This window comes from Pantoea agglomerans, assembly GCF_021397715.1.
Taxonomy (GTDB): domain Bacteria; phylum Pseudomonadota; class Gammaproteobacteria; order Enterobacterales; family Enterobacteriaceae; genus Pantoea; species Pantoea astica.
The window spans coordinates 961,098-974,965 of record NZ_CP090207.1 but is presented as its reverse complement, the minus strand read 5'-3'; the positions used below and the strand labels follow the sequence as shown (position 1 = coordinate 974,965).

Genomic DNA, 13,868 nt, shown 5'->3' with positions numbered 1-13,868 from the left:
CCCTTACCCTTCGTGCAGACCGCACTCGCGCTTCAGGCCGAAAAAGCGGGTCTCTTCTTCTGCCATGCCTGGCTCCCACTTACGTGTGGTATGGGTATCGCCCACTGAGAGATAGCCTTCATCCCATAGCGGATGGTATTTCAGATTATGCTGCTGCAGATACTGATGAATCTGGCGGTTATCCCAGTCGATGATCGGCAGCACTTTAAACACGCCGCGCTGCACCCCGAGCACCGGCAGATTAGCCCGGCTACCGGACTGATCGCGGCGCAGGCCGGCAAACCAGGTCTGCGCACCGAGCGTTTCCAGCGCGCGATTCATCGGCTCCACTTTATTGATGTCGTTGTATTTCTCAATCCCCTCAACGCCCTGCTCCCACAGCTTGCCGTAGCGCGCTTCCTGCCAGGCCGGTGAGGTCTCCGCGCGGAACACCTTGAGGTTGAGATTGAGCTGATCCGCCAGCTCATCAATGAAGCGATAGGTTTCCGGGAACAGATAGCCGGTATCGGTGAGGATCACCGGAATATCGGGCTGCTGACGCGTCACCAGATGCAGCGACACCGCCGCCTGAATGCCGAAGCTGGAAGAGAGCACATAGGCGCCCGGCAGATTTTCCAGCGCCCAGCTCACCCGCGCTTCCGCTGACGATTTCTCCAGCTGCGCATTGGTGGCCGCCAGCGCCATTGCGCGCTGGACTTTGGACATCTCATTCAGTGCTGCGAGGTCAATCTGACTCATTTTGCCTCCTCCCAGAAATCACGCGCCGGGTCCAGCACAGGCGCAACGATGCCCGCGCGGATCACGAAGTCACCAAAGCCTTCAGCGGCATGGCGCTCTTTGGCCCAGCGTCCCACCAGTTCATCAATGGTGGCGAGGATTTCGTTTTCATTAATGTTTTCACGGTACATCCGCGGAATGCGTGTGCCGATGCGGTTGCCGCCGAGATGCAGGTTGTAACGGCCTGGCGCTTTGCCGACCAGACCCAGTTCAGCCAGCATGGCACGGCCACAGCCGTTGGGACAACCGGTAACGCGTAACACTATGTGCTCATCACCGACGCCGTGGCTGTGCATGATCGCTTCAACTTTGGTCACGAACGCCGGCAGGAAGCGTTCCGCCTCCGCCATCGCCAGTGGACAGGTCGGGAACGCCACGCAGGCCATCGAGTTCTCACGCTGCGCCGAGACGTTTTCCATCAGCCCATGCTCACGGGCGATCGCCTCAATCTTCGCCTTTTCGCTTTCCGGCACGCCCGCCACAATCAGGTTCTGGTTGGCGGTCAGACGGAAATCGCCCTGGTGGATTTTAGCAATCTCAGCCACGCCGCTCTTCAGCGGACGGCCAGGATAGTCCAGCAGGCGACCATTCTCGATAAACAGCGTCAGGTGCCATTTATTGTCGATGCCTTTGATCCAGCCAATTCGATCGCCGCGGGTGGTAAATTCGTACGGACGGATCGGTTCAAAAGTGACGCCCGCCCGCTTCTCGACTTCCGCTTTGAACGTCTCAACGCCGACGCGTTCCAGGGTGTATTTGGTTTTGGCATTCTTACGATCGGTGCGGTTACCCCAGTCGCGCTGGGTAGTCACCACCGCTTCAGCCACGTCGAGGATCTTCTCCAGCGGGAAGTAGCCGAACTCGCTGGCGGTACGGGCGTAGGTGGCCTTGTTACCGTGCTCAATCGACAGTCCACCACCGACCAGCAGGTTAAAGCCCACCAGCTTGCCCTGCTCGGCCACGGCGATGAAGTTAAGATCGTTGGCGTGCAGATCCACATCGTTGTGCGGCGGGATCACCACGGTAGTTTTAAACTTACGCGGCAGATAGGTCTCACCGAGGATCGGCTCTTCGTCGGTGGTCGCAACTTTCTCCTGATCCCACCAGATTTCGGCGTAAGCACGGGTGCGCGGCAGCAGGTGCTCAGAGAGTTTCTTCGCCCACTCATACGCTTCCTGATGCAGCTCCGACTCCACCGGATTCGAGGTACAGAGCACGTTGCGGTTAACATCGTTGGCGGTGGCCAACGCATCCAGTCCGACTTCATGCAGCATCTGGTGCGTCGGCTTGACATTCTTCTTCAGAATGCCGTGAAACTGGAAGGTCTGACGGTTAGTCAGACGGATGCTGCCATAGATGGTTTTATCGGTGGCAAATTTGTCGATGGCCAGCCACTGGGTTGGCGTAATGATGCCGCCCGGCAAGCGGCAACGCAGCATCATGGCGTGGCGCGGCTCCAGCTTCTGCTCAGCACGCTCGGCACGAATATCGCGGTCATCCTGCTGGTACATACCGTGGAAACGGATCAGCAGGAAGTTGTCACCGGTAAAGCCGCCGGTCAGACCCTCTTCCAGATCTTCTTTAATGGTGCCGCGCAGATAGTTGCTCTGCTTCTTCAGACGCTCAGCGTCGGCTAATTTGCCTTCTACAACCAGCGGTCCAGGGTGTTTTTCGCTCATTAGTAAACGTCTCGCTGATAACGGCGCTCAATGCGCAGCTCACTTAAAAATTCGTCGGCCGCTTCACGATCCATTCCGCCGTGTTCGACCACCACATCCAGTAATGCCTGCTCAACGTCCTTCGCCATGCGATTCGCATCGCCACAGACGTAAAGGTGCGCGCCTTCCTGCAGCCAGCGCCACACTTCCGCACCGTTGGCGCGGATCTTATCCTGTACGTATACCTTCTCTGCCTGATCGCGTGACCAGGCCAGATCGATTCGGGTCAGCAGCCCCTCTTTCACATATTTCTGCCACTCCACCTGATAGAGGAAATCATCGGTAAAGTGCGGATTGCCGAAGAACAGCCAGTTTTTGCCGCTGGCACCGTCGTTTTCGCGCTGCTGCATAAAGGCGCGGAACGGCGCGATGCCGGTACCCGGTCCAATCATGATCACCGGTGCGTCCGGATTAGCCGGCAGGCGGAAGTTATCGTTGTGCTCGATAAACACCCGAACTTCGCCCTCTTCTTCAACCCGATCGGCCAGCCAGGTCGATGCACCGCCGCCACGCTGACGACCTTCAATATCAAAGCGTACTGCACTCACGGTGATATGCACTTCGGTATCGGTCTCCGCCTGCGACGATGCGATTGAGTAGAGCCGTGGCGTCAGCGGACGCAGCAACGTCGTCAGTTGCTCTGCGCTGAGCTCCGCCGGGGCCAGACGAATCATGTCGACAATCGGATAACGCTGCGCATACTGTTGCAGCCGGGCTTTATCATCCACCAGCGCCAGCAGCTCGGCATCACGCGACAGCTGGGCATACTGCGCGACGATCTGCGCCGTATTAACCGTCAGCTCAAAATGTTTTTGCAGCGCTTCAGCCAGCGGCAGCGTTGCGCCCTGGACCTGCACCGGCTCATCACCTTTCAGCCAGACCAGCTCCAGCAGCTCGCTGACCAGCGCGCTATCATTTTCATACCAGATACCCAGCGCGTCGCCGGGCTGGTAGCGCAGGCCTGACTCGCCGAGATCAATTTCAATGTGGCGAACATCTTTGTCAGAGTCGCGGCCGGTAATTTTCTGATTCACCGCCAGCGTGGCGCTGAGTGGCGCCTCTTTGGTATAGGGGCTGGTGGTGACTTCATTGACGCTGCCTGCGGCGGCGGCGGCAGCCTGAGCCGGGGATTCGGTCGGCACGCGCTGCTTTAAAATCTCTGTCAGCGCGCTGCGCCAGGCCGCCGCCTGATCGGCATACTCGACGTCGGCATCAACCCGATCCAGCAGTCGCTCCGCGCCCAGCTCCGCCAGCCGGCTATCAAAATCCTTGCCCGCTTTGCTGAAAAATTCATAAGAGCTGTCGCCGAGGCCAAACACCGCAAACGCGGTACCGGTCATTTTCGGCGCCTTTTTTGACAGCAGGAATTTATGCAGCGCCACCGCTTCTTCCGGTGGATCGCCTTCGCCCTGGGTGGATGTCACCACCACCAGCAGCTTTTCCTGCCCAATTTGCTTGAACTTGTAATCGCCAGCATTCACCAGGTTTACATTCAGTCTGGCTGCCTGCAGGTCATCGCGCAACTGCTCGGCCAGGCGACGGGCATTGCCGGTCTGCGAAGCCGACAGCAGCGTGATTGCCGGTGCTTCTGGCGCGGTGGCGGTGACGGGGGCCGGCGCGCTGGCCACTGCGCTACCCGGTGTCTGTTCAACCCTGCCCCAGAAATAACCTGACAGCCATGCCAGTTGGGTGGGGGAATAATCGGTCGTCGCCGCCTGTAAGCGGGCGAGTTGTTCCGGGGAGAGCGGAAGCAGTGAACCTGGTGCCTGAGTCGTCATCGCGTTAAAAATTCCAGTATCAGAAGTCCGGACCGTAAAATGGCGGAAGAGTGCGTAGGTTACCGGCCCGTATATTAACGATTAAATACACCTTCGACATATCAAATAACCAAAATGACTAAATGGTTTTCCTGGTAGGATTAATCGACAAAAGTGGTAAGTAAAGCGGCGATATATCAGTTAATTAGCTGGTACAACATCGGCAGGCGGGAGGTTTCGTGGCGGCGTTATGTGATCCAGGTGCGAAAATAGCGGTTTTCAGGTAGAATTTAGCGGTTTTTTCCTGTCTGAGAACCACTATGTCTACCACTTTATTTAAAGAGTTCCAGTTCGAAGCCGCGCACCATTTACCCAACGTGCCGGCCGGACACAAATGCGGTCGTCTGCACGGTCATTCATTTCTGGTGCGTCTGGAAATTACCGGCGAAGTGGATGCGCACACTGGCTGGGTGATGGATTTCGCTGAACTGAAAGCGGCGTTTAAGCCGATCTACGATCGCCTTGACCACTATTATCTCAATGAGATCCCTGGGCTGGAAAACCCGACCAGCGAAGTGCTGGCAAAATGGATCTGGGATCAGATGAAGCCTCGCCTGCCGCTGCTCAGTGCGGTGATGATCAAAGAAACCTGCACTGCGGGCTGCGTCTACCGCGGTTAATGCTGTCGGATCGAACCCTTCGATCCGGCACAGCGTTTTTTACCCGCCGATCCGGCTAGCCCGGTTTCGGACTTTCACCCGGCCCACATCGCATCGCCTCAGGCGATATTGAGATATTTGTGAGTCTGCATCGACAGACGCCAGTTACGCGCAATGCAGGTCTCGATACAGAGTCGGGTTGCCTCATCTTTGCGGCTGATCGGCTGTAAGGCGATGATACGGGCTTTATCGTCATCAAGAGCGGCCAGCAGTTCATCCAGCGCCTCGACATCACGCATACGCGCCACCGGGTGCTTGATCTCATCCGCGCGGACCAGCGCCTGCGGCAGCACATCATAGCCGCCACGCATATTCACTTTAGGCGAAACCGTCACCCAGGTCCGATCGGAACAGCGAATCTCATGGGTGCCGCTCGTCTCAATCTGGCACTGAAAACCGTGCTGCTCCAGCGTCGTAGTTAACGGACGCAGATCGTAGATCGCCGGTTCGCCGCCGGTGATCACCACATGGCGCGCGGTCCAGCCCTGCTGCTGGATGGCGTTAAGTAAGGTTGCCGCATCGGCATCGCCCCAGGCGTCACTCTCTACCGTTTTAATTAAAATATCGCCCAGCGACGTTTCCCGATCCGCCCGCTTCTCCCAGGTATGTTTGGTATCACACCAGCTACAGCCCACCGGACATCCCTGTAAGCGGATGAAAATGGCGGGTACGCCGGTATAAAAACCTTCGCCCTGCAGTGTCTGGAACATTTCGTTAATCGGGTATTGCATTACGGACTCGCTTGAAAAAAACAGGGCGCTGATTATGGCAGATTTGCCGCACAGCTCAACCACGCGTTGTGCCTTTTCTCCGCGCCGGGCAAAAGCCAAAACGTCACAAAAGAGAGGCTTCAGACGGCTGACAGGTTCAAAATATAGATGGCCAGGACAGAACCCGCGCTTAGGACAAAAATACCGGGAGCGTTTTTGAACAACGCAAAACGTTGGCCCGGTAACGGGCGCACCTCAGTGATGAGGTGCGTAATCGCACGGGCGAGCAGAAAGAGATGCCGCTTTTGCCTCTTTGCGATCGGGATTTGCCATCCGCGTCTGCACACCGCCGCCAACAAAAAGCCCCGCACAAGGCGGGGCTTTCAGATGATGCGATGCCGCTTTACGCGACATCTGCACAGGTCATTACTGACCTTTAACTTCTTTCAGGCCGTTGAATGGCGCTTTTGAACCCAGCGCTTCTTCGATACGAATCAGCTGGTTGTACTTCGCCACACGGTCAGAACGGCTCATTGAACCGGTTTTGATCTGGCCCGCTGCAGTCCCTACCGCCAGGTCAGCGATGGTTGCATCTTCGGTTTCGCCTGAACGGTGAGAGATCACGGCAGTGTAGCCCGCGTCTTTCGCCATTTTGATCGCTGCCAGGGTTTCGGTCAGAGAACCGATCTGGTTGAATTTGATCAGAATGGAGTTAGCGATACCTTTGTCGATACCTTCTTTCAGGATTTTGGTGTTGGTCACGAACAGGTCGTCACCCACCAGCTGGATTTTGTCGCCCAGGACTTTGGTCTGGTAAGCGAAGCCATCCCAGTCAGATTCGTCCAGGCCATCTTCGATAGAAACGATCGGATACTGTTTGGTCAGATCTTCCAGGAAGTGGGTGAACTCTTCTGAAGTGAACGCTTTACCGCCTTCACCGGCCAGCACGTATTTGCCATCTTTGTAGAACTCAGAGGCCGCACAGTCCATCGCCAGCGTAATGTCTTTGCCCAGCTCGTAGCCCGCTGCTTTTACTGCTTCAGCGATAACGGCCAGCGCTTCGGCGTTAGAACCCAGGTTTGGCGCATAGCCACCTTCGTCACCGACTGCGGTGCTCATGCCTTTGCTTTTCAGCACTTTTGCCAGGTTGTGGAACACTTCTGAACCCATACGGATCGCTTCTTTCACGCTTGAAGCGCCAACCGGCTGAATCATGAATTCCTGGATATCAACGTTGTTATCGGCATGCTCGCCACCGTTGATGATGTTCATCATTGGCAGTGGCATAGAGTATTTGCCTGGGGTGCCGTTCAGTTCAGCGATGTGCTCATACAGCGGCTGACCTTTAGAGGCCGCAGCGGCTTTCGCCGCCGCCAGTGAGACGGCCAGAATGGCGTTCGCACCGAAGTTGGATTTGTTCTCAGTACCGTCCAGGTCGATCATGATTTTATCGATGTTCGCCTGATCTTTCGCGTCTTTGCCTTTTACCGCTTCAGCAATCGGGCCGTTTACCGCAGCAACGGCTTTGGTCACGCCTTTGCCCAGGAAACGAGATTTGTCACCGTCACGCAGTTCCAGTGCTTCGCGAGAACCGGTAGAAGCCCCTGATGGCGCTGCTGCCAGACCAACGAAACCGCCTTCCAGATGCACTTCTGCTTCAACAGTCGGGTTACCACGTGAGTCGATAATTTCGCGACCGATGACTTTTACGATTTTGGACATTACGTTTTTCCTCAGTACAAGTTAGTCAATCCTAAGACAAACAACGCGCGAAAAGTTCGCGCGCTGCTCGTGAATCTTACTTCGCTAAACGCTTCTGATGCTCATGTGCCGCTTTCACAAAGCCGGCAAACAACGGATGGCCATCACGAGGGGTCGAGGTAAACTCCGGGTGGAACTGGCAGGCCACAAACCACGGATGGTTCGGGATTTCAATAATCTCAACCAGTTGATCATCACCAGAACGACCCGCTACGCGCAGACCGGCTGCTTCAATCGGTTTCAGCAGCATGTTGTTGACTTCATAACGGTGGCGATGGCGCTCAACGATGGTGTCAGAACCGTACAGCTGGCGAACCTGGCTGCCCGGCGTTAACTGACACTGCTGGCTGCCCAGACGCATGGTGCCGCCCAGATCGCTCTGCTCGCTGCGAACTTCGACGTTGCCGTCTTCGTCACGCCATTCGGTAATCAATGCCACTACCGGATATTTACAGTCTGGCACAAATTCGGTGGAGTTGGCGCCTTCCATCCCGGCGACGTTACGGGCGAACTCCATCAGTGCCACCTGCATACCAAGACAGATGCCGAGATACGGCACGTTGTTTTCACGTGCGTACTGCGCGGTCATCAGCTTGCCTTCGACGCCACGGTAACCGAAGCCACCCGGAATCAGAATCGCATCCAAATCTTTCAGTAATTCGACACCGCGTGATTCGACATCCTGCGAGTCGATCAGTTTGATGTTCACGGTGACGCGATTTTTCAGGCCGCCGTGCTTCAGCGCTTCAATCACTGATTTATAGGCATCCGGCAATTCAACGTATTTGCCGACCATCCCGATGGTGACTTCCCCACCCGGATTGGCTTCTTCGTAAATCACCTGTTCCCACTCGGCCAGATTGGCTTCCGGCGCATTCAGGTTGAAGCGTTTGCAGATATAGTCATCCAGGCCCTGCGACTTCAGCATGCCAGGAATCTTGTAAATGGAATCCACGTCTTTCAGTGAAATAACCGCCTTCTCTGGCACGTTACAGAACAGCGCGATTTTAGCGCGTTCGTTGGCTGGCACAGCGCGATCGGAACGGCAGATCAGCACGTCTGGCTGAATACCGATGGAGAGCAGCTCTTTAACCGAGTGCTGGGTCGGTTTGGTTTTCACTTCACCGGCAGCGGCCATATAGGGCACCAGCGTCAGGTGCATATACATGGTGTGTTCGCGGCCCACATCCACCGCCATCTGGCGAATCGCTTCCAGGAACGGCAGGGATTCGATATCGCCGACCGTACCGCCGATTTCGACCAGCACCACATCGTGGCCTTCGCCGCCTTCAATAATGCGCTCTTTGATGGCGTTGGTGATGTGCGGAATCACCTGAATGGTGGCGCCCAGATAGTCGCCACGGCGCTCTTTGCGCAGCACTTCTGAGTAGATACGGCCAGTGGTGAAGTTGTTACGACGCGACATTTTAGTGCGGATGAAGCGCTCGTAGTGACCCAAATCGAGATCGGTTTCAGCCCCGTCATCAGTGACGAAAACTTCACCGTGCTGAGTCGGGCTCATGGTACCTGGATCCACGTTGATATACGGGTCCAGCTTCATGATGGTCACGTTAAGACCACGGGCTTCGAGAATGGCTGCGAGGGAGGCTGCGGCAATGCCTTTACCCAGAGAGGATACGACCCCGCCGGTCACAAAAATATAATTCGTTGTCATGCTGAACCTGAGAGTTTAGGTTTAAAGACGGTGGAATAACCAGGACGGGAAAACAGTATACTGGAAACCGCTATCAGCCACAATTGATGAATCACTGCCATCCTCCAACGCATTGCTGCGGCTAACATAGCGGATAGCCGTTAATGAAATGTTGATGTACGTCACAAAGTTGTCGCCACGCTGAATCGTGTAAGCTCAGATGGCGAATTTATGCGCAGCGCTGGAATAATCAGCACTTCTCGCCGGTTTTCACCTGCTGCCAGGCCGCTTCCATCTGTTCCAGCGTAGCACCCGGCATACTTAATCCCTGTGCGGCGATGATCGCCTCCACCTGGCGGAAGCGGCGCTCAAACTTGTCGTTGGCCTTTTGCAGCGCGGTTTCAGCTTTACTGCCCAGATGGCGCGACAGGTTCACCGTCGCAAACAGCAGGTCACCGATCTCCTCTTCCAGCTTCTGGCTATCCACCACGCTTTGCTGTGCCTCGTGCATCACTTCATCGATCTCTTCATGCACTTTTGCCACCACCGGCCCCAGCGTGGTCCAGTCAAAACCGACGTTGTGGCAGCGCTTCTGGATTTTGTGGGCGCGCATCAGCGCCGGCAGCGCTCTGGGGATGTCGTCCAGCGCCGAATGCTGGGCCTTCTCCGCCCGTTCAGCGGTCTTGATCGCTTCCCAGTTTTTCAGCACTTCGCGGCTGGTTTCCGCGCTGGCGTCAGCAAAAATGTGCGGATGACGGCGCTCCAGCTTGTCGCTGATGGCGTGGCAGATATCCTCAAAGGTAAAGCGATCCTGCTCGCTGGCCATCTGGGCATAAAACACCACCTGAAACAGCAGATCGCCCAGCTCGCCGCGCAGATCGTCAAAATCTTCCCGCTGGATGGCGTCCAGCACTTCATAGGTCTCTTCCAGCGTATACGGGGCGATGGTGGCGAAGGTCTGCTCACGATCCCACGGGCAGCCGTGTTGCGGATCGCGCAGGGTTTTCATAATGCCAAGCAGGCGATCAATGGCGTTCATTCTGGAAATCCTTTGCGGTTGGTCGTGAGGAGGCGCATCAATAGCGCCGGTGGTGCGGCGCGTCTGCCCGGCGATTCACATCAGCGGCGAATAGCGGGCAGACGGCCAGAAGCATCAGTGTAAACGGCGGGCGTCGATGATATCAGAGACCTGGTTCAGCCGCGCCAGCACCCGTCCCAGCACCTGATGGTTATAAATCTCGATATCCATGTCGATGGTTGCCAGCTGCTTTTTGGTATCGCTGCGGCTCGACACGCCCAGCACATTGACCTTTTCATTGGCGAGGATGGTGGTGATATCCCGCAGCAATCCGCTGCGATCGTTGGCCGTCACCCGTACCACCAGCGAGTAACCGCTGGAGTAACTTTCGCCCCATACTGCGTCAACAATGCGTTCCGGCGCATGGGAGATCAGCTCCGCCAGCTGGTCACAGTCGGCACGGTGAATCGAAATACCGCGCCCCTGGGTGATGAAGCCGACGATATCATCACCCGGAATCGGCTGGCAGCAACGCGCAATGTGGTGCATCAGGTTGCCCACGCCTTCCACCACCACGCGCCCGCTCTCTTTGCGTGACGGTGGAGTGTAAGATTTCTGGGTTAACTGGCGCAGCGCTTCGCGATCTTCCTCTTCGGCGCTCGGCTTGTTGAGCTTCGCCTGCAGGAAGTTCACCATCTGATTAAGGCGAATATCGCCACCGCCAATCGCCGCCAGTAACTCCTCCAGAGAGGTGACGTTATAGCGCGGCAGCAGCAACTTCTCGGCTTCACGCAGGCTGATATCGAGCTGGTTCAGCTCGTTATCCAGAATCTGTCGTCCGGCGATGATGTTCTTATCGCGATCCTGCTTACGGAACCAGTTGTGAATCTTCGAGCGGCCACGGCTGGTGGTGATGTAACCGAGGTTAGGATTGAGCCAGTCACGGCTCGGGTTCGGCTGTTTCTGGGTGATCACTTCAACCTGATCGCCCATCTGAAGCTGATAGGTAAACGGCACGATGCGACCGCCGATTTTGGCACCGATGCAGCGGTGACCGATATCACTGTGGATGTGGTAAGCGAAGTCGAGCGGCGTTGAGCCGGCGGGCAGATCCACCACATCCCCTTTCGGCGTAAAGACGTAAACCCGATCGTCAAATACCTGGCTGCGCACCTCTTCCAGCAGTTCACCGGAATCCGCCATCTCTTCCTGCCAGCTGATCAGCTTACGCAGCCAGGCGATACGCTCTTCGTGACCCGCCGCGCCGCGTGCGCTGCTGGAGGTCGGGCCTTCTTTGTATTTCCAGTGCGCTGCCACGCCCAGTTCGGCATCTTCATGCATCTGGCGGGTACGGATCTGAATCTCCACCGTTTTGCCCTGCGGGCCTAACACCACGGTGTGAATCGACTGGTAACCATTGGGCTTAGGATTTGCCACGTAGTCATCAAACTCGCTCGGCAGATGACGATAAAGCGTGTGTACCGTGCCCAGCGCGCCGTAACAATCCTGTAAGCGTTCGGCCACGATGCGCACCGCCCGCACGTCGAACAGCTCATCAAACGCCAGCGACTTCTTCTGCATCTTGCGCCAGATGCTGTAGATATGTTTCGGTCGGCCATAGACTTCGGCGCGTACGCCCTCTTTGGCCATCTCTTTGCGCAGGTTGCTGACGAAGTTGTCGATGTACTGCTCACGGTCAATGCGCCGCTCATGCAGCAGTTTGGCGATGCGTTTGTATTCATCGGGATGCAGATAGCGGAAGCAGTAATCTTCCAGCTCCCACTTCAGCTGACCAATGCCGAGCCGGTTGGCCAACGGCGCATAGATGTTGGTGCTTTCTTTGGCGGCCAGTACCCGCTCATCTTCCGGCGCGTCTTTCATTTCGCGCAGGTTCATGATGCGCTCGGCCAGTTTGAGCACCACGCAGCGGAAATCTTCTACCATCGCCAGCAGCATCCGGCGAACGTTATCCACCTGCTCGGAGGCCATCGAATCATTGTGAATCGCTTTCAGCTGACGGATCGCATCCATATCGCGCACGCCATGCACCAGCGAGACAATGCCTTTGCCCACCGTTTTTTCCAGATCTTCTTCGCTCACCACTTCATCGTTAGCCAGCGGGAAGATCAGCGCCGCACACAGGCTTTCAATATCCATACTGAGCATCGAGAGGATTTCGACCATCTCGATGCCGCGCCACAGCAGCAGCGATTGATCGGGATGGCCCTGGGTTTGCGCTTCACAGTAGCGCCAGGTTTCGGCGACGCGTTGACATGATTGCGGGTTAGCAATACCGAGACTGGCGATCCACTGGTCGAGGGCAAATTCCCCCTCAGTATTTAAATGCGCACTTCTGACCGCAACCATATCCTCTCCTGCACAGCGACTTAGCCCATCGCTTATGTTTTCTTGAACAGCACCATGGATTCGAGATGACGGGTATGTGGGAACATATCCAGCATCGCGACCCTTTCCAATTGGTAGCCCGCCGACAGCAATGTCTGGCTGTCGCGCGCGAGTGTGGTGGGATTACACGAAACATAGACCACGCGTTCTGGTGCAAGTTTAACCACATGCGCCATCACACCTGCAGCCCCGGCACGGGCCGGATCGAGTAATACCTTGTTAAATCCCTGTGCCGCCCACGGCTGGCGCGACACCTCTTCCTCCAGGTTATGCTGGAAAAAGCGGACATTTTTAAGATTATTCAATTCAGCATTATACGCTGCCTGCCGCACTAATGCTGCAATGCCCTCCACACCAACCACATTTTGTACGAAGATTCCGATAGGAAGAGTGAAGTTCCCCATCCCGCAAAACAGGTCCAGTACCTGGTCTTCCGGCTGCAGATCGAGCCAGCTTATCGCCTGCGCCACCATCTGCTGATTCACCCTATCGTTAACCTGAATAAAATCCTGTGGACTGAAGGTTAGCTTAAGTTGATGAGAGTGATAGAACGGCGTCGCTGCGGTTAACGGCGTTAATTTCTCATCACCCGCATCCAGAAACAGCATCAGCTGATGCTTATGCGAAAACTGTTCCAGTTTTTCACGATCGTCAGCCTGCAACGCATCAAGATGTCGCAGGATCATCAGCGGACCGTTGTCCGCCTGCACCAGTTCAACGTGGCCGAGACGCCTGACGGCACGTAAGCCGCTCAGACAGTGGCGTAGCGGGAGAATTAACGCCTCAAGTTCGGGCATCAAAATGGGGCACTGCTGGATATCGACCAGATCGTTGCTCGCTTCCTGACGAAAACCCATCTGCAGGCGCTGCTGCTTGTTCTGCCACTGCAGGCCCAGCCGGGCACGACGGCGATAGCCCCAGGGTTCACCGGCTATCACTTCATCGACCGCCACCGGCTGCTGTGCGGCCTGACTCAGCATCCGGCTCAGCGCCTGGGCTTTGCTTTGCTGTTGCAGAGCCACCTCCACATGCTGCTGCTGGCAGCCGCCGCAACGCTCAAAATGGGGACAGCGCGGCGTGACGCGTGCCGGACTGCTGTTTAACAGCCGCGTCACTTTCGCTCGGGCAAATTGCCGTTTATCCTCTGTCAGCATAATTTCGGCCTGTTCACCAGGCAGCGCACCGCTGACAAAAATGGTTTTGCCTTTATGACGCGCCACGCCCTGACCGAACGGGTCCAGCTCGTCGATGGTGACGGTTATGCGTTGTTGCGGGGTGCTGCGCTGTTTTGCCGCGTAAAATTGCGCCATAGTATTGTTAATTCTCTTTCTCTGAAACGATGTGCACA

The 13,868-nt window shown here is 56.3% G+C and carries 10 protein-coding genes; 1 reads left to right on the top strand and 9 read right to left on the bottom strand.

Features of this window, described 5'->3' with window-relative positions; translation table 11 throughout:
- Positions 1-3: 3 nt before the first annotated feature.
- The 3 genes from LZU96_RS04710 to cysJ are packed head-to-tail and all read right to left on the bottom strand — an operon-like array spanning position 4 to position 4,273.
- Positions 4-738 (bottom strand): phosphoadenylyl-sulfate reductase, encoded by a 735-nt coding sequence (locus LZU96_RS04710; protein ID WP_233987279.1) that lies wholly within the window; start codon positions 736-738, stop codon positions 4-6.
- Positions 735-2,456 carry an assimilatory sulfite reductase (NADPH) hemoprotein subunit gene (gene cysI, locus LZU96_RS04705; protein ID WP_233987278.1) on the bottom strand — a complete coding sequence of 574 codons (1,722 nt, stop codon included), beginning with the start codon at positions 2,454-2,456 and terminating at the stop codon, positions 735-737. Before cysI ends, LZU96_RS04710 begins: the two co-directional genes overlap by 4 nt.
- Positions 2,456-4,273, bottom strand: a complete 1,818-nt coding sequence (cysJ, locus tag LZU96_RS04700; protein WP_233987277.1) for an NADPH-dependent assimilatory sulfite reductase flavoprotein subunit — start codon at positions 4,271-4,273, stop codon at positions 2,456-2,458. Before cysJ ends, cysI begins: the two co-directional genes overlap by 1 nt.
- 299 nt (positions 4,274-4,572) lie before the next feature.
- On the opposite strand from cysJ, the gene queD reads away from it, so the two are divergent.
- The gene (gene queD / locus LZU96_RS04695) at positions 4,573-4,932 is read left to right on the top strand and encodes a 6-carboxytetrahydropterin synthase QueD (protein WP_233987276.1); all 360 of its coding nucleotides are present in this window, start codon (positions 4,573-4,575) and stop codon (positions 4,930-4,932) included.
- Between the two features lie 98 nt (positions 4,933-5,030).
- On the opposite strand, the gene queE is transcribed toward queD, so the two are convergent.
- The 6 genes from queE to rlmD form a co-directional block, all read right to left on the bottom strand.
- Positions 5,031-5,702 (bottom strand): 7-carboxy-7-deazaguanine synthase QueE, encoded by a 672-nt coding sequence (gene queE / locus LZU96_RS04690; protein WP_233987275.1) that lies wholly within the window; start codon positions 5,700-5,702, stop codon positions 5,031-5,033.
- A 405-nt stretch (positions 5,703-6,107) separates the two neighbouring features.
- Positions 6,108-7,403 (bottom strand): phosphopyruvate hydratase, encoded by a 1,296-nt coding sequence (eno, locus tag LZU96_RS04685; protein WP_094120850.1) that lies wholly within the window; start codon positions 7,401-7,403, stop codon positions 6,108-6,110.
- Between the two features lie 76 nt (positions 7,404-7,479).
- Positions 7,480-9,117: a glutamine hydrolyzing CTP synthase gene (gene pyrG, locus LZU96_RS04680; protein WP_233987274.1), complete on the bottom strand. Its 1,638-nt coding sequence runs from the start codon at positions 9,115-9,117 to the stop codon at positions 7,480-7,482.
- 229 nt (positions 9,118-9,346) lie between these two features.
- Positions 9,347-10,135, bottom strand: coding sequence for a nucleoside triphosphate pyrophosphohydrolase (mazG, locus tag LZU96_RS04675; RefSeq protein ID WP_233987273.1), 789 nt, complete (start codon positions 10,133-10,135; stop codon positions 9,347-9,349).
- Between the two features lie 114 nt (positions 10,136-10,249).
- Positions 10,250-12,481, bottom strand: coding sequence for a GTP diphosphokinase (gene relA, locus LZU96_RS04670; protein WP_233987272.1), 2,232 nt, complete (start codon positions 12,479-12,481; stop codon positions 10,250-10,252).
- Positions 12,482-12,513: 32 nt separating this feature from the next.
- On the bottom strand, positions 12,514-13,830 hold the full coding sequence (gene rlmD, locus LZU96_RS04665) for a 23S rRNA (uracil(1939)-C(5))-methyltransferase RlmD (protein WP_233987271.1): 1,317 nt from the start codon (positions 13,828-13,830) through the stop codon (positions 12,514-12,516).
- Positions 13,831-13,868 lie beyond the last annotated feature (38 nt).